Annotated in this window: 14 protein-coding genes and 1 pseudogene; 12 read left to right on the top strand and 3 right to left on the bottom strand. The window is 30.3% G+C overall.

What is annotated here, in order from left to right; all coding sequences use genetic code 11:
• Positions 1 to 10 precede the first annotated feature (10 nt).
• From FVE74_RS09090 to FVE74_RS09025, 12 genes and pseudogenes are all read left to right on the top strand, one after another.
• Positions 11 to 967 carry a hypothetical protein gene (locus FVE74_RS09090; protein WP_147004235.1) on the top strand — a complete coding sequence of 319 codons (957 nt, stop codon included), beginning with the start codon at positions 11 to 13 and terminating at the stop codon, positions 965 to 967.
• Positions 968 to 988: 21 nt separating this feature from the next.
• Positions 989 to 1,471, top strand: a complete 483-nt coding sequence (locus FVE74_RS09085) for a GNAT family N-acetyltransferase (RefSeq protein WP_147004234.1) — start codon at positions 989 to 991, stop codon at positions 1,469 to 1,471.
• Positions 1,471 to 1,806 (top strand): annotated as a pseudogene (locus FVE74_RS09080) (glycosyltransferase family 32 protein); the annotation flags it as partial. The gene FVE74_RS09085 and the pseudogene FVE74_RS09080, both read left to right, overlap by 1 nt.
• Positions 1,807 to 2,406: 600 nt before the next feature.
• On the top strand, positions 2,407 to 3,654 hold the full coding sequence (locus FVE74_RS09065) for an RNA-guided endonuclease InsQ/TnpB family protein (RefSeq protein ID WP_147004233.1): 1,248 nt from the start codon (positions 2,407 to 2,409) through the stop codon (positions 3,652 to 3,654).
• 140 nt (positions 3,655 to 3,794) lie between these two features.
• Positions 3,795 to 4,160 (top strand): hypothetical protein, encoded by a 366-nt coding sequence (locus tag FVE74_RS09060; RefSeq protein ID WP_232053939.1) that lies wholly within the window; start codon positions 3,795 to 3,797, stop codon positions 4,158 to 4,160.
• A 101-nt stretch (positions 4,161 to 4,261) separates the two neighbouring features.
• Positions 4,262 to 5,035, top strand: a complete 774-nt coding sequence (locus FVE74_RS09055; RefSeq protein WP_060917661.1) for an endonuclease/exonuclease/phosphatase family protein — start codon at positions 4,262 to 4,264, stop codon at positions 5,033 to 5,035.
• A gap of 31 nt (positions 5,036 to 5,066) precedes the next feature.
• Entirely contained in the window at positions 5,067 to 5,900 is an 834-nt protein-coding gene (locus FVE74_RS09050) for a glycosyltransferase family 2 protein (RefSeq protein ID WP_147004232.1), read from the top strand.
• Positions 5,901 to 5,916: 16 nt separating this feature from the next.
• A complete protein-coding gene (locus FVE74_RS09045; protein ID WP_147004231.1) occupies positions 5,917 to 7,101 on the top strand; it encodes a CDP-glycerol glycerophosphotransferase family protein in 1,185 nt (394 codons plus the stop codon).
• A 402-nt stretch (positions 7,102 to 7,503) separates the two neighbouring features.
• Positions 7,504 to 10,176, top strand: coding sequence for a DNA mismatch repair protein MutS (gene mutS / locus FVE74_RS09040; RefSeq protein WP_147004230.1), 2,673 nt, complete (start codon positions 7,504 to 7,506; stop codon positions 10,174 to 10,176).
• A gap of 16 nt (positions 10,177 to 10,192) precedes the next feature.
• Positions 10,193 to 12,646, top strand: coding sequence for an LptA/OstA family protein (locus FVE74_RS09035; RefSeq protein ID WP_147004229.1), 2,454 nt, complete (start codon positions 10,193 to 10,195; stop codon positions 12,644 to 12,646).
• Positions 12,647 to 12,906: 260 nt separating this feature from the next.
• The gene (gene trhA, locus FVE74_RS09030; protein ID WP_147004228.1) at positions 12,907 to 13,581 is read left to right on the top strand and encodes a PAQR family membrane homeostasis protein TrhA; all 675 of its coding nucleotides are present in this window, start codon (positions 12,907 to 12,909) and stop codon (positions 13,579 to 13,581) included.
• A 53-nt stretch (positions 13,582 to 13,634) separates the two neighbouring features.
• A complete protein-coding gene (locus tag FVE74_RS09025; RefSeq protein WP_147004227.1) occupies positions 13,635 to 14,213 on the top strand; it encodes a helix-turn-helix domain-containing protein in 579 nt (192 codons plus the stop codon).
• Between the two features lie 102 nt (positions 14,214 to 14,315).
• Here the strand turns inward: FVE74_RS09025 and lgt are convergent, their stop codons facing one another.
• From lgt to kdsA, 3 genes are all read right to left on the bottom strand, one after another.
• The gene (gene lgt / locus FVE74_RS09020) at positions 14,316 to 15,212 is read right to left on the bottom strand and encodes a prolipoprotein diacylglyceryl transferase (RefSeq protein WP_147004226.1); all 897 of its coding nucleotides are present in this window, start codon (positions 15,210 to 15,212) and stop codon (positions 14,316 to 14,318) included.
• 72 nt (positions 15,213 to 15,284) lie between these two features.
• Complete coding sequence (locus tag FVE74_RS09015) at positions 15,285 to 16,373, bottom strand: pyridoxal-phosphate-dependent aminotransferase family protein (RefSeq protein WP_018498746.1); 1,089 nt, start codon at positions 16,371 to 16,373, stop codon at positions 15,285 to 15,287.
• Positions 16,374 to 16,409: 36 nt separating this feature from the next.
• The gene (gene kdsA, locus FVE74_RS09010; protein ID WP_060917602.1) at positions 16,410 to 17,246 is read right to left on the bottom strand and encodes a 3-deoxy-8-phosphooctulonate synthase; all 837 of its coding nucleotides are present in this window, start codon (positions 17,244 to 17,246) and stop codon (positions 16,410 to 16,412) included.
• Positions 17,247 to 17,517 lie beyond the last annotated feature (271 nt).

Here is a 17,517-nt window from a genome sequence, read left to right as displayed (position 1 = left end):
AGGGAGTTGAGTGAAGTTGGGCAAAAAAGAGCAAGTATTTAAAATGTCGTGGATAGAGAAGTTAAAACTGTTAGGGATTATTCCAAGTATATATGCAATGATGATGCTTCTCAATGTTCCTTTACTTACAAATTATAGAGTGATTTTGGTAGTTTCTTTGATAGTAATGTTTCCAATTACAGTATTTTTGTTATATCAGTTAATTTTTATATATAATAAAAAAATTGTAATACTTGGAAATACTTTGATTTATTATAAAAAGCGAAAAGAATGTTATCGTGCAGAGATAGGAAGGCATAATATTAAAATATATGATAAAGAAAAAGGTACTGCTAAGCAGAGATACAGAATAAAATATTTATCAATAAACGATTATGAAATACCAATTTATTTACTAGGAACTAAAGGAATGTTAAACTTTGAAAAAGCTATTTATGAGATTTGGTATAAAAAATCAAAAGTTAGAGATAAGGCATTTAAAATTCAAAAAAAAGAATTAATTGTGAAAAAACGAAAAGAAATTTTTATAAGCTGTGTTTTTAATATGATTCCGTTAATAGTAGGAATAATAGTTTTTTCAAGCAATACATATATGATAATTCTTTTTATAATTATTTATTTGCTACTTTTAATTTTTAAGATTGTTTTCTTTATTAGAATGAAGTTATATACACCTGAAAATATAAGAATATCTGCTGATATTATAAGCATTGATAATACAGAATACAGCAAGTATGACATTCAAAAACTGATGTTTACAAGTCTGCAGACTCAATCTGAAAAGTTAAAATTGTTTGGATACAGGACATTAAAAATTTTTGAAAATGACGGAAGAAGAATTTATACTTTGATATTATCTTCAGATTTAGAATTTAAAAATTTCAGGATAAATGAAAATTATGAAAGTCTTTATGAAGAAATAATAAAATTTTGTATTGTGAATGAAATTGAATATGAGTTGGTGTAGAAAAATAGGAGTTTAATATTGATGGAAGTAGAAAATATAGAAATAATAAACGGAATAAATGACAATAATAAAAATGATATAGTCAAATGGACTAATGAAAAGGGAAAGGATTTTCTTGAGCAATGGGCTGGAAAAAGCCTTGATTTTCCGCTTACAGAAAGCCAAATTGATGATTTGAAGGATATTTACTCGATTTTTTGTGAAAATGAATTTGTGGGGATTATTCAGAAAATACGAAAAGAAATGAATAATATTCATATTGGGCGATTTTTGATTAATCCTGAACTTACTGGAAAAGGACTTGGAAAAAGGGCTTTGTTGGAATTTATAAGTTTGATTTTTCAAGAAAAGAATGTAAATTCTATTACGTTAAATGTGTTTGATTATAATGTGGGGGCAAAGAAATTGTATGAGAAAGTGGGATTTAAAGTTGTAAATATTACTAAAAATCCGATGAAAAAGTATATGATGATTAGAAAAAAGGTGAAAAATAGGAGAAAATGATGATAGAAAAAAAAATATATTATGTCTGGGTTGGAAATGCCAAAAAGCCTGATATTTTCTATAAATGTTTGGAATCTTGGAAAAAGAATTTGCCTGATTTTGAAATTATAGAGATAAATGAGAAAAATTTTGACATGGAAAAACATCTTGCGAAAAATAGATTTTTCCGTGAATGTTATGAAAGAAGGCTTTGGGCTTATGTTTCAGATTATATGAGAGTGCATTTTATGTATGAAAATTCGGGAATTTATGTTGATACGGATATGGAAATAATTAAAAATTTGACACCGATTTTAGAAGAAAAAGATTCTTTTTTTAAAAATCCAGAAAATGAGAAATTAAAAAAAATGGATTTTTTTATTAAATAAAGCAAGAACACTCGCGACTTTTAGTCGTGAGATGAATTGCACGAAAATTTTAGTAAGCATATAGGGAAACTTGTATGTAGACACGGAGCAAAACCGTGCAACAAAGAAACTGAATTGCTGGGAACTCTTAAAGCTAGTATAACCACAACATAATATTTAAGTGCGAGTATAGTATAAGTGTGATGGTGGCGAAAGCAGAAAAAATATACTAGATGGTGCAAGGTTAAATCCTAAACATTATGATAATAGACAATCAGCATCTAAGCCTGAAAAGGAAAGTTCAACGACTATCCCTCGTGAGGGGAGTACAATACAAGCGATTGGTATTGGAAGTGGTTTCGCCTAAGTCCTTGAAACAGGATATGGATAAGATATAGTCTGTGCTTGTTAGAGATAACAAGAAGTTCATAAGAGAACTGCGTAAGTAGTAGCGTACTTATGTGAACGATGCTTCCCGCTGCTGCGGGGTTTTAAAAACTTTAAAAATATTTAAAAAATATTACTTTTTAATAGATAAAATGTAGAATATACGGTATAATTATCTCTGATGAAAAGGAGGTGATATCTATGTATTTAACTTTAAAACAACAGGTAAAACATCTTAGTAAAAAGGAGTTTAGAAATTTAAAATATTTGTGCCATATAGCTAAGAATTTAAAGAATCAGGCTATATACAATGTTAGACAATACTATTTTGAAAATAAAAAGTATTTAAGTTATAATGAAAACTATAAAATACTTAAAAACAGCGAGAACTATAAGAAGTTAAATTCCAATATGGCGCAACAAATTCTAAAAGAAGTAGATGGAAGTTTTAAATCATTTTTTGGACTTTTAAAACTTGCTAAGAATGGTCAATATAATTTTAAAGATATAAAATTACCTAAATATCTTGCTAAAGATGGATTTACAACTCTTGTTATAGGTTTTGTTAGATTAAAAGATGGTATGCTGATAGTTCCTTATTCAAATTCATTTAGAAAGACACATAAGGAAATCGCAGTAAAACTACCACCAGTATTAAAAAACAAGAAAATAAAAGAGATTAGAATAATACCAAAACAACATTCTAGGTACTTTGAAATTCAATACATTTATGAGGTAGAAGGAGTTCAAAGGGAATTAAATAAAGAAAATGTACTAGGAATAGATTTAGGTATAAATAATCTTTGTGCTTGTGTTACAAATGCTGGAGCTTCATTCATAATAGACGGTAGAAAATTAAAGTCAATAAATCAGCACTACAACAAGACAAATGCAAAGCTGCAAAGCATAAAAGATAAGCAAAAGATAGAGCATATAACATTAAGACAAAAGAGAATAGCTAGAAAGAGAAATAATCGCATAAATAATTATCTTTCAAAAGCAGCAAGAATAATTATAAATTATTGTTTTAATAATGATATAGGAAAAATAGTTCTAGGATATAATGAAGATTTTCAAAGAAATTCAAATATTGGAAGTATAAATAATCAAAATTTTGTAAATATACCATATGGAAAATTAAGAGATAAATTAATATATCTATGTAAACTATATGGAATAGAATTTAAACTGCAAGAAGAGAGTTATACATCAAAAGCAAGTTTCTTTGATGGAGATGAAATCCCAATATATGATAAAGAAAATCCGCAAGAATACATATTCAGTGGAAAAAGAATAAAAAGAGGACTATATCAAACAAGTAAAGGCTATCAATTAAATGCAGATTGTAATGGAGCATTAAATATATTAAGAAAAAGTAAAGTTGTGGACTTAAGCGTCCTATACAATAGAGGTGAACTGAACACACCTAAAAGAATAAGGATAGCATAGGACTATCAAACTTCTTGGAAAATTTTTAAATATTTTTAAAGATTTTAGAACCCTGCGACTTTAGTCGTGGGAGGTTCAGAGGTTATGAAGATGAAAAGCATATAAGTGTTGGGATTTTTGGGACAACGAAGCATAATGAAGTGTTGAAGGATATTAAAGAGTTTTATGAAAAAGAGATTTGGGAAAAGCCAGTTTGGACGATTCCCAAAATATTTACGTATGTTTTTGAGAAAAAATATAATTTGAGCGAGAAAAGAGAAAATTTATTGGAAGATGGGAAAATAGTGATTTTTCCGAAAGAATATTTTTATCCTTACGGGTTTCATGAAAAATATACAGATGACTGCATAAAATCTGAAACTTATGGGATACATTGGTGGAATGACAGCTGGAGCAGTTTGAAGGCGAGGCTGTTTTTGGAAGCGAAGCATTTGTCGGGAGTAAAAAAGTTAATGAAGAGGGCTAGGATAATTGCTAGGTATTATTTGAAGGAAAAACGTAAATAAAAGACAAAGGAAAAAATAAAGTTGGTAGATACTAAAAAAAGTGATATAATGGAATGAAATATTTATATAATAAACAAAGGATTAGGAGAAACAAGAGAAAAATGAGCAAATTAAAAAAAGTATTATTGTCGCTTATGATTTGTGGGGCGACTGTTAGCTGGGCAAAGGAATTTAAGATGATGACGTATAATATTTATGGGGCAAGGCTTACAAACGGACAGAAATTGGGAGAAAGCATAAAGCCGTATGCACCTGATTTTATATCACTTCAGGAAGTTGATAAATTTACAAAGAGAAGCAATTTTAGGGATGTAACGTCTGATATTGCAAAAGTCTTGGGATATGATTATTATTTTTTCAAAAAATCGAGAGATTATGATGGCGGGGAATATGGAATTTCATTTATCTCAAAATATCCGCTTGAGAAAATATACACTTATGAATTGCCCTCAGAAGGTGAGGAAAGAAGACAGCTTGTAGTTGCAGAACTTTCTAAAAAGACTTTTGGTAAAAAGGTTTTAGTTATGAATACACATTTAGACTTTAAGCCAAGTATAAAACCTGAGGAAATGGAATCACTTGATTTACTTACAAAATTTTTTGATAAAGATGATATAAAATTTATAAGCGGAGATTTTAATTTTTTGCCATCAACAAAATATTATGGACAAATGACAAAGGACTGGAGAGATACATATATGGAAGCTAATTTTAGTGGAGCAAGATCACTTTCAGATCCAAGAATTGACTATATTTTTGGAAGTCAGTCAAAAAAATGGAAGGTGAAGTCAAGTTATTTTATCAATGATGCAACTCAAGACTGGACAAAATTATCGGATCATCTTCCGTATATAACAACTGTGGATATAAAATAAAAAATTAAAAAAATAAAAGGAGATATAAAATATGAAGGTTTCCCTTGTAATGCCGACAATTAATGTCACAACTGAACTTGAATTGTTTTTAAAAAGTCTGAAAACACAGACTTATAGGGATTTTGAACTGATTGTGGTGGATCAAAATGAAGGAAATGAAGTTTTTGAAATTGTAAAAAATTATGAAGAGGAATTTAAGATAAAATATGCGAAAAGTGATGAAAAAGGGCTTAGTTTAAACAGAAATAGAGGGCTTGTGCTTATGGAAGGTGAAATTGTGGGATTTCCTGATGATGACTGTGAGTATCAGCCTGACACATTGGAAAAAGTTGTTGCTTTTTTTGAAAAAAAGAAAGATTATCGAATTTATTCATGCCGTACACTTGAACGTGGGAAAACTTATGGAACAGGTGTTATGGAAAAAAAGGATATGGAAATAGCCAAGAATAATGTGGATAAAACTGTGAAGTCTATAACTTTTTTTGTGAATTATAAAAAAGATGATATTATTTTATTTGATGAAAGTTTAGGAGTTGGTGCAACTTTTGGAAGCGGGGAAGAGACTGACTATGTGCTGACATTGCTTCATAAGGGCTACAAGGGAAGATATTTTGCAAACGACATAATTTTTCATCCAGCTAAAAAAGGAAATTACAGTGACCTGGAACGTGCCTATAAATATGCTTTGGGATTTGGAGCATTGGTAAAAAAGGAAGTGAAGGGCAGAAAAAATAAATTTTACATTCTAAAATACTGGAAACGGCAATTTAGAAGTTTTGTCGGAACGATTATTACAAAAAATAAAAAATATCATAAAGTTGTGATGAAGGGCAGAAAAGTTGGATATACAAAATATGAAATTTAAAAAATAGGAGAAGAATATGGATAAGGTAAAATGTTTGATAAATATGATAATAGCTTATCTTATTTATCCATTTAACAAAGGCAAGTTCAAAAATAGAAATATTTGGCTTGTGGGCGGAAATGCAGGAGAGCTTTTTGTGGATAATGGACGTGCGATGTATGAATATTTACGGTCAAAACAGCAGGAGGAAATATACTGGGTAATAAATAAAAATGCTAAAATTGCTAAAAAAATTCCAGGAGAAAAACTGATAAAAGGAAGTGTAAAGAGCTACCTTTATTTTATGAATGCAAAAGTTGCGTTATTTTCCCATTCAATTTCTGCAGATATTGCCCCGTACCTTTTTGTAGTGCCGTTAATAAACAAATTTCACAAAAAAATATTTAAAGTATTTCTAAATCACGGAACAGTAGGCTTTAAAGTACGTCAAGCAATGAATCCAAAGACGGCAAAAGTGGCAGAAGCCCTTGTAAAATCCTATGATTTAAATATCTGCGACTCAGAATTTGAAAGAAAAGTGAAAACAGAAGTCTGGTGGGAAGTGCCGAAAGAAACAGCAGTTATAACAGGTTATCCAAGATATGACAAATTATATAACTTGGAAATCGCTGAAAAACAAATATTTTTTATGCCAACTTGGCGAAACTGGCTAAAATCAGAAAATCAAAAATTTGAAGATACAAAATATTTTCAGAATATCTCAAATTTAATTACAGATAAAAAATTAAATGATTATCTGGAAAAAAATAATATTAAATTGAATGTCTACATTCATCAATTAATGCAGGATCATTTAAAAAATTTTGGAAATATAAAACTTGGAAAAAATATAAGAATACTTCCGAAAGAAGTAAATATAACTGAGGAACTGCAAAAATCAAAATTATTAATAACAGACTATTCAAGCGTAGCCTACGACTTTTATTATCTAAACAAGCCAATTATCTTCTTCCAGTTTGATAAACGTGAATATGAAGAAAAAGTTGGATCTTATGTGAATTTAGATAAGGATTTATTTGGAAAGCAGGTTAAAACTGTGGAAAAATGTGTAGAGGAAATTATTGAGATTTCTGAAAATAATTTTCATTATGATAAGGAGATGAAGCAGAAATCTGATAAGTTACGAGAGAAGTTCTTGAAGTATGTGGATAAAGGAAATTGTGAAAGAGTTTATAGTGAAATTTTAAAAAGGATAAATTAAAACTCGATTTTTTTATTAAGGATTTATAACATATGTTGTTATTAATAAATATTTTCTTTGTATTATTAAGTTTTTTCTTTATTTATTTTCGCAGGATTGCTCATTGCCGCAAATCCTTATCTTGCAGTAAAGGTTTATCTTAATAATTAAAATTGTGGCAAGATTGCTACGCAATACCTATGGCTAGACTACGACTTTTATTTGCCCAACTCCGAAACTCCTCCTTTCAGTCGTCAAACAGTCGTAGTTGAACAAATAAAAGCTCCGTCGGTTTTTAAAATAAAAAATTTATTTTGTATAAAGAAAAAATATTTATTAATTTTTTAAAAAATTGAAAAAAAAAATAAACTATGATAAAATTTAAGAACGAAAAAATAAAGATAGAACAGAGGTAAAATAACAATGGCAGATACACCGCTTATGAAGCAATATAAGGAGATAAAATCTAATTTTGAGGATTCTATATTGTTTTTTAGACTGGGTGATTTTTATGAGATGTTTTTTGAGGATGCGGTAAAGGCGTCGAAGGAGTTGGGACTTACCCTTACTTCGAGAAATAAGGAAAAAAATGCAGATGTTCCACTTGCGGGGATTCCGTTTCATTCGGCAGATTCATATATAACAAAACTTGTTTCAAAAGGATATAAAGTTGCAATTTGCGAGCAGACAGAAGATCCTAAGACGGCAAAAGGAATTGTAAAACGGGAAGTTGTGAAGATTATAACGCCAGGGACAGTTGTGGATGTGGAGGCGCTTGATGCAAAGAGCAATAATTACTTGATGAGCATTTTGAAAGTTGAAAATAAACTTGGAGTTGCATATATTGATATAACAACTGGGGAGTTTAAGGTAACGGAAGTTGAAAAGGATGATGATTTTGTAAAATTATTTAATGAAGTCAATAAGATTGAGCCTAAGGAAGTGCTTGTAACAGAGGATTTTTATTGGGAAATTAAGGAAAAGTTAGATGATTTTTTACAAAAAAATGATTCTGTTGTGACTTTTGTGAATAAAGTTCGGGATAGTGCTAAGTATCTTATGGAGTATTTTGAGATTGTGTCGCTGGAAAGTTATGGAATTAAGGATAAAAAGGGGATAATTGGAGCTGCTGCAATGGCGCTTGATTATGTGGCTACTATGCAGGTTGAGCATGAATTGACTGTGGAGAAAATTGAGTTTGTGAATATTTCCAATTATGCTGAAATAAATGCGATTACAAGCAGAAATTTGGAACTTTTGAAAAATCAGAGGGAAAAAACTGTGTATGGGTCGCTTTTGTGGGTTCTGGATGAGTGTAAAACTTCGATGGGAACACGGCTATTAAAGAGATTTATAAATAATCCGCTTTTGAATATTGATAAAATAAAGAAAAGGCAGGAGGATGTTCAGTATTTTATTGATAATATCTTGATTCGTGAAGATTTGAGGGAGAAACTTGAGGATATTTATGATCTGGAGCGGCTTCTTGGGAAAATAATCTTTGGGAGTGAAAATGGGAAAGATTTGACGGCATTGAAAAAGACAATAAAATCAGCTGTTGAAATAATGAAAATTTTGGAAAATACTGATTTTTTTCAGAGCATTGATGTAAATATTTTGTTTGAGTGTTATAAAATAATTGATGACAGTATAAATGAAGATGCACCGTTTTCTGTGAGGGAAGGCGGAATTATAAAATCTGGGTACAGTCAGGAACTGGATGAAATTAGAAATATTATGAATTCTGGGAAGGACTTTTTGCTGGATATTGAGCAAAGGGAAAGGGAAGCGACTGGAATTAGAAATATGAAAATAAAATTCAACAAAGTTTTTGGTTATTTTATTGAAATTACGAAGTCAAATCTGAATATGGTGCCAGAGCATTACATAAGAAAGCAGACACTTTCAAATTCAGAGCGGTATATTACGCCTGAGCTGAAAAAATATGAGGATACGATAATAAATTCTAAAGCAAAAATCGAAGATTTGGAATATCATTTATTTAAGGAAGTTAGCGGGAAAGTAAAAGAACATCGGAAAATTTTGTCAGAATTGGCGGAAAGGCTGTCATATATTGATGTGATGGTGTCTTTTGCAGTGAATGCCATTGAAAATGATTATGTGAAGCCTGAAATGAGTGAAGAATATTCCTTTGAAATTGTGGATGGAAGGCATCCAGTTGTGGAAAAATTAATTGGAAGGACAGATTATGTTTCAAATGATACGATTTTTACTGAAAAAGAAAGCTTTGTCGTACTGACAGGGCCTAATATGTCAGGAAAATCAACGTATATGAAGCAAATTGCACTAATTTCCATAATGGCTCAAATTGGTTCATTTGTGCCTGCTGGAAAGGCGAGGTTGTCGATTATAGATAAGTATTTGACACGAATTGGGGCTTCTGATGATATTTTGACAGGGCAGAGTACGTTTATGGTGGAAATGAGCGAGGTTTCCAACATTCTGAACAATGCGACTGAAAAAAGTCTTATTATATTAGATGAAGTTGGACGTGGAACTTCCACAACCGATGGAGTTTCTATAGCGACTGCCATTTCAATGTATATTCACGATAAAATCGGTGCTAAGACAGTTTTTGCAACACATTATCATGAACTTACTGATTTGGAAAATAAATTTTCACATATTGTAAATTATCGGATAGAAGTGGATGAAAAACAGGGAAAAGTAATGTTTTTACGAAATATTGTGAAAGGTGGAGCGGATAAGTCTTATGGGATTGAAGTGGCAAAATTGGCTGGACTTCCAAAGGAGATACTTGTTGAAAGCAGGAAAATTTTAAAAAGGCTGGAGCAGAAGAAGGAGCTTATTGAAAAAACTGTGGATGTTCACCAGCTTTCGCTTTTTGGTGAAAATTTAGAATTTGAAGATGATTTTGAGGAAATTGAAAAGGATTCTGAAAATATTGAAAATAATCAGTTTTATGAGGAAAAATTGCTGAAAATTGAAAAAGAGAAGGAAAGTTTACAAGAAATTGTGAATAAGATAGAAGATTATGATATAAATAATATTACGCCGATGGATGCGATGAAATTTTTGTTTGAACTGAAGGAAAATATGAAAAAAGATAATTAAAATAGGAGAAAAAATAATGTGGAAGAAAATAGGTTATGGAGGGCTTATATTAATACTGATATATTTTATATATGCGGTATTCTTTAAAAAAATTCCGGCACCGCTTGATCAGATGCAAAAGGATATGAAGGCTAAAAAGGTTGTGTACAGGTTAAGGGATGAAGCGATTGTTTATGCTGATGAGCAAATTGGATCTGAAGGAGATGAAGTCATCAGGTTTAAAAATGTAATCGTGGATCTTGTAAAAAAACAGATGGTAATTTCCGGGAAAGAAGGGATTGTAAATACCAAGACACTTGATGTTTCATTGATGAAAAAAGTTGTTGGTACAACAAAGGACAGAAAGTGGGAAATTTATACAGAACGGGTAGATTATAAAAAGCAGGGAGATCAGCTAATTTCACCAGTAAAAACAAAACTGGTAAATACCTTTGACGATACTTTTTCTGAAGCGGATAAAGTTGAAACGACAACGAAGTTTGAAACGATTGTAGCGACAGGGCATGCAAAATATAATAATAAAAAAGACAAAAAAACTATGACAGCAGATAAGATTACGTATAATGATCCGACAAAGGTAAGTTTTGCAGAAGGTCATGTTGTCTATAAGGAAGAAAAAACTAAAAGAATGCTTACAGCAGATAAGATGCGATATGATGACATTAATAAAATAGGAAATGCAGAAGGTCATGTACATTACACTTCTCCTGAAAGCAAGCTGGATGCTCAAAAGGCGGATTATTATATGAATGGTGATGATGAAAGAGTAGAAGGTTTTGGAAATGTTGTTTATACAGGGAAAGAAAGTGTAATTACAGCAGACAGTGCCGTATATTTCATCAAGAAAAAACAAATTAATGGAAATGGACATGTTGTTTATAAGAGCAAGGAAAGTGTAATTACAGGAGACAGCGCTGTTTATCTTGTTGACAAGAAACAAGTTGATGGAAGAGGACATGTTAGATATACGGGAAAAACGATGATAATTACAGGAGATCATGTTTTTTATGATAAAGTTGCCAATATAATAACTGGTGATGGAAATGGTACTTATAATTACTTGCCGAGAAGAACGACAGGAACTTATAGAAGTGGAGTTTATGATTTGAAAACGCACACTATGACTACAAGTGATTATTATACTGCTAATTATGATGATTATAAAATGGATGGAACAGGGCTTGTGTATGTTTTTCCTACAGGAAATGCTACTATGAATGGACCTTTTAATGTAAAGAAACAAAATTTTAATGTTCATGGTGCAAACGGAAAAATGAATACAATTTCAAAAGATATTTTTGCAAATAAAATGGAAATGACAAGTGTTCAAGGGGACAAAATTTCATCTGATGTTGGACAGGGAAGTTTTGAGAGAAAGGAATTTAGGTTTGATGGACATGTAAAAGGAAAAATTAGAGGTAATGTAAAGGATTTGATACATGATCCAAGACCGCTTGTGGAATCAGAAGCAGTACATTTTGTCGGAAATACTGCAAAAGTTTATTTTGTTTCCCATAAAAATGGAAGTAATATGAGTATTACACGTAGTGAAATTAAGGAAAATGTACGTATGACATATAAAGATATTACTTTGGATTCCCAATATAATGAAATGGATTCAAGAAGAAACCTCATACTTGCAAGAGATAAAGTTATGGTTGACTTTAAGAATAATACTAAAATGACTGCAAATTATTTGTATATGGATATGAATAAGCAGGAAGGATATGCTAGAAATAATGTAAAGATCGTAAGTACATTGCCGCAATTTAAGACAATTAATACAAGTGCTGATAAGGCTACAATTTATCTGAAGGACAAAAAGATAAAATTAAATGGAAATGTAGTAACTTATCAAGGTAAAAATCAGATTTCATCTAAAAATGCAATATACGATATGGATAAAAAAATTCTTGAAAATGAAGGAAATATCCAAATGCGATATGAAGTTCAGAATAATGATGGTAATAATAGCATTAACGGTAATAGCAATGAAATTCCAGGAAGATCGGATCCTAGAAATTCTGAAGCGGTTCAAGAAGTGATAGGCAAGCTGTCAGTTTCTGAAGGAGGTCGCCTTCCGAAATCAATGACTGCCTCAAATGGCGTTCCAGTTACAATAAGATGGCATTCTTCAAATTCAAGCTTATATTCAGTGTCAGGAAGAGTCAATAAGCAATTTTATGGTGGTGGAAGTAAAGGGGCAACATTAACTGCAACAGCAACAGCTGGATCAAATACAGCGGAAAAAACCTTTAGTGTAAGTGTTCCGACAGAATCAGCCCATGAAATGCTGGTAAGGGCGGCAAGCAATATTTATGTTCCAGAAGATGGAGAAAATCTGCCTTCATCAGTTAGAGTAAATGTAAATAAAGGAACAATAGATATACCAATATCTTGGAGCAAAAATGGAGACAGAAATGTGGCAACACTAAGATACGGTGGTGCTTCCTATCGTCAACAATTTTAAATGATTTTTATTAAAAGTGAGTCAAATAAAAAAACTCACTTTTTTAATTTCTTGAAATACAAAAAAAATATAATAATAATCAGATTTTTAGTTGAATATAATTAAAACATCTGTTATAATAAATTATAAAAATAGTTTTAATTATAAAATGAAAGATTACAATCATTTTAGAAAAAGTATTAATCTTTCTTGAAATTATTAGTTTAGGATTTAAATAACTTTAAAATTATATAAATGTTTTTGTATTTAAGGGGGAAAATATGAATAAAAAAACTAAAAAAAGTATATTAAATGAAATACATAAACAGGCAGAAAATTTTTCTCACGGGGAAGAAATTGCTAATTTTGTAAGTCATACTGTAGGAGCAGGATTAGCAATTCTGGCTTTTTTAATATTGACAATACGTGCTAGCTGGACACGTGATGCTGGAACGATAATATCCTTTATGGCATTTGGCTTTGGATTGATAGTTTTGTATACAATGTCGGCTATATATCACGGATTAAAGCCAGGAACAGCCAAATCAATATTTGAAATTTTTGATCATTCGGCAATTTATATTTTAATAGCAGCTTCTTATACTCCATTTCTATATTTAGTTGTCAATTCTCCAATGAATAAAATTATATTGACAATTCAATGGGTAGTCTGTATTTTGGGAATTGTGTTTAAAGTATTTTTTACCGGTAAATTCAAATTGTTTTCAACATTGCTTTATTTAATAATGGGCTGGATGATTGTATTTGCCTGGAATGATTTAATAAATAATATAAATAGAGTTTCATTAATCTATTTGGTTTTAGGCGGAGTTCTGTATTCGCTTGGAACAATTTTCTATTCTTGGAAAATCTGTAAGTTTAATCATATGATATGGCATATTTTTGTAATTCTGGGAAGTATTTCACATTTTCTAGCTGTGTATTATTTAATATAATTAAAAAAATAAAAAATAAAGAATGTATATTTTATTTTAGAAAGGGTAATTTAATGGGAAGAAAATCAAAAGTATCTAATGAACTAAAAATTGAACTCGTAAAAATGATATTGGAAGGGAAAGGGACTATTCAAGGATTGTCAAAGGAATACAATGTTGCGAAGTCATCATTAATGACATGGAAGAAAAAATATCTTGAAATAGGTGAAGAAAGTATAAAAGTTGAAGATAAAAATAGACATTACTCTCGTGAAACTAAAGATAAAGCTGTTAAAAGCTACTTAAATAATGAAGGTTCGTTATTTGAAATTTGTAAAAAATACGATATTGCTTCTGTAAGTGTGCTAAATTACTGGATTAGAGATTATAGAAGAAGTATTGATGAAAATGGAAAAGTATCATCATTAAAGAAACACGTAAGAAAGACTATCGAAGCTAAAGTTGAAGCTGTTCAATTTTGTCAAAATAATAATCATGACTATAATTTAACTATCCGTAAATTTGGAATCTCATATCAGCAAATTTATTCATGGGTAAAAAAATATGAAAAAGGCGGAGTTGATGCATTGGCTGACAACCGTGGGAAAAGACATTCTGAAACTAAAAAAGAATCTGATGAAGCGAAAAAATAATATTGAATATTTAAAAAAAATAACTGTCAAATTCATTGATAAAGGTGAAAATGACAGTTTTTTATTTATATTATTCTATTTTATGAAATTTAGTATAATTTATTATTTTTCTTCACTTTTAGCGGGTACAAATTTTCTTTCTGGACTGCTAAAGAATTTTATTCCAATAATTGCAATAATAATCATAGCTATACTTATTAAGTATGGAAGTCTTATTCCAAAAATTAATAAGTCTTCTGCTCTAAATGTACTTACAAATGTTCTTATAATCGCATACATAATTAAATAAATCATTGATAAAACTCCAGGATTATATTCTTTTTTTCTAAAATAAAACCAAAGAATTATAAATCCGATTAAATTTAAAAATGCTTCGTAAAGCATAGCAGGATGTAACGGCAAATTTGGAAATTCTGATCCAGCTGGTGTATTTAGCGGAAAAACTAATCCCCAAGGTACAAGCTGCTTAAATTGAGCTTGTGCAGTAGTGCTCATTGATTGGTATTTTATCCACCATTCATTGAATTTTCCTGAAAAAATTATACTAAGTGGAGTAAATGTAGGAACTCCATGAACTTCGCCATTTGCCAAGTTTCCAAATCTTCCTAAAAATTGTCCAAATAATAAAGGTCCAACAGCCATATCTGTAAGCACCCATAAATTCATTTTATTTTTTTTAGCATAAAAACATGCACCAATAAATGCTCCGATAATTCCGCCATGAATTGCAAGACCGCCTTCCCAAATATAAAATATGGATAAAGGATTTCCAATATAATCGGCAAATTTAAAAATAACATAATATAGCCTTGCTCCAATTAATCCTGATACTATCGTTGTAAATGCAAAATCTTCAATAATTTTTCGATCATTAACTCCTCTTTTTTCAGCAACATCATCTGAAAGTGCGATAAACATTCCAAAAAGAAAAGCTAAAATATACATCAAACTGTAAATTCTAAGTTCAAAACCTCCAATTTTAAATAAATATGGTCTCATTTACGCTCCTTTTCAATATTATGTAATAAGGGCTTCTGATTTTTTTAAAAACAAGCCCCTATTTTTTAAATTTTATAATTGTTTTTTTAATTCTTCTTCAAAGATAACAAAGAAGTCATCAATTTGTTCTTTTGAAATTTGTCCCAAAATACCAATTCTCATAAGGCTTTCAGCATATTTTCCTTTTCCGCCTGTAACAGTATAACCCTTTTCCTCAAGAGCGGCAATAATTGATTTTATTACGATTCCTTCTCTGTAAACAGAAATTAATGTATTTGTTCTATTTTCTTCATTTTTAACTAATAATTTAAATCCAAGTTTTTCTGCTTTTTCTTCCACATATTTTCTCAACTCGTGTTTTTGTTTTATTGTATTTTCAATTCCATTTTTGATTAAATCCTTCAATGATTGATTTAATGCTAAAATTAATGCAATTGCTGGAGTATAAGGTGTTTCTCCTTTTTCTTCAAAATATTTAATGTATTGTTTTAAATCAAAGTAATATTTTGGCAAATCAGAAGTTTCCATCGCTTTTTTTGCCTTATCGCTAATTGCTACAAAAGCTAACCCTGGAGGTATTAAAAATGCCTTTTGGCTTCCTGCTATTGCAACGTCAACATGCCATTCATCAAAATTAAATTCATTTACTACAAGTCCACTAATTGTGTCAACTACTAATAAAATTTCAGTATTTTTAGTCAAATCTCCAAGTGATTTTATGTCATTTAAAATTCCAACTGAAGTTTCACTATGAGTAGCTAAAATTCCCTTTAAATCAGGATTTTCAGAAATAACTTTTTTTACATCTTCCAATTTATAGCTTTCTCCAAATTCATATTGTAAATTAATTACATTCAAGCCATAAATTTCTGCGATTTTTCTAAATCTGTCACCAAAATATCCAGTATTTACAGCTAAAACTTTATCTCCCTTTGAGAAAAAGTTTACAATGGCAGTTTCCATTGAACCTGTTCCAGAAGAAGTTAGAACAGCAACATCATTTTGTGTTGTCTTGAATACTTTTTTCAAGTTTTCATTGTTTTCTTTCATAATTCTTCTAAATTCAGGTGTTCTGTGGTGAATAATGTCATTTCCTAAAATTTCTAGATATTCTTCTGGTATATTTGTTGGTCCAGGTGTTAATAATAATTTTGAACTCATAAATCTTTCCTCCTAAAGTTTATATTTTTTATTTTTTTATAATTCTTTTGTTAATTTATCATATTTCAAAAGTTTTGTTAAAATTTCTTCAATATTATCTAATTTTAGCATATTTGGTCCATCAGATAGACCTTTATCGGGATCGGGATGTACTTCAGCAAAAATCCCATCTACTCCCACAGATACAGCCGCTCTTGCAAGTGGATAAACATAATCACGGTTACCACCTGAAGTTTCACCTCTTCCTCCTGGAATTTGTACTGAATGTGTTGCATCAAATATAACTGGATATCCAAATTTTCTCATTTCCAAAAGTCCACGCATATCTACAACAAGATTATTGTATCCAAAAGAAGCTCCACGTTCACAAAGCATTATATTCTCATTTCCAACTTCCTGAAATTTTTTTACAACATTTTTCATATCCCAAGGTGCTAAAAACTGCCCTTTTTTAATATTTACAGCTTTTCCTGTTTTGGCTGCGGCAACAAGCAAGTCGGTTTGCCGTGATAAAAAAGCTGGAATTTGCAAAAGGTCAATTACTTTTGCAGCTTCTTTACATTGATAAGGTTCGTGGATATCAGTCGCAAGAGCAACGCCATATTTAGACTTGACTCTTGATAAAATTTCAAGCCCTTTTTCAAGTCCAGGTCCTCTAAAAGATGAAATTGAAGAACGGTTAGCCTTGTCAAATGAAGCCTTAAAAACATATTGAATGCCCAGTTTATCCGTAATTTCTTTCATTTTCCCAGCCACTTCCATAACCAGATCTTCCGATTCAATCACGCAAGGTCCTGCAATCAAGAAAATCTTGTCATTACCAATCGTAATATCATCAGTAATTTTAACTTTTTTCACTTTATCTATTAGCATAATCTGAATCCTTTCTAAAAAGTTTTTCATATAATTTATTTTATCACAATATTACTTTTTTTGCTAATTTTTTTCTAAATAATTCCTTTTGATAAAACAGATAAATTATGTTATACTTTTAAAGGAAAAATTAATTATACTTATTTAACAAAAAGATAGCAAGAAGTCTCCGACTTCTACAAGTGGGAGATGAATTGCTTTTTTTGTAAAAAAATTGAAAAAAGGATATGTCTATGATACAATTTTTGTATAAAATATTGAAGAGAAGTTA

The organism is Leptotrichia wadei, assembly GCF_007990445.1.
GTDB classification, from domain to species: Bacteria; Fusobacteriota; Fusobacteriia; order Fusobacteriales; family Leptotrichiaceae; genus Leptotrichia; species Leptotrichia wadei_A.
The sequence above is the reverse complement of the archived record's forward strand: the minus strand, read 5'-3'. Positions and strand labels throughout refer to the sequence as shown.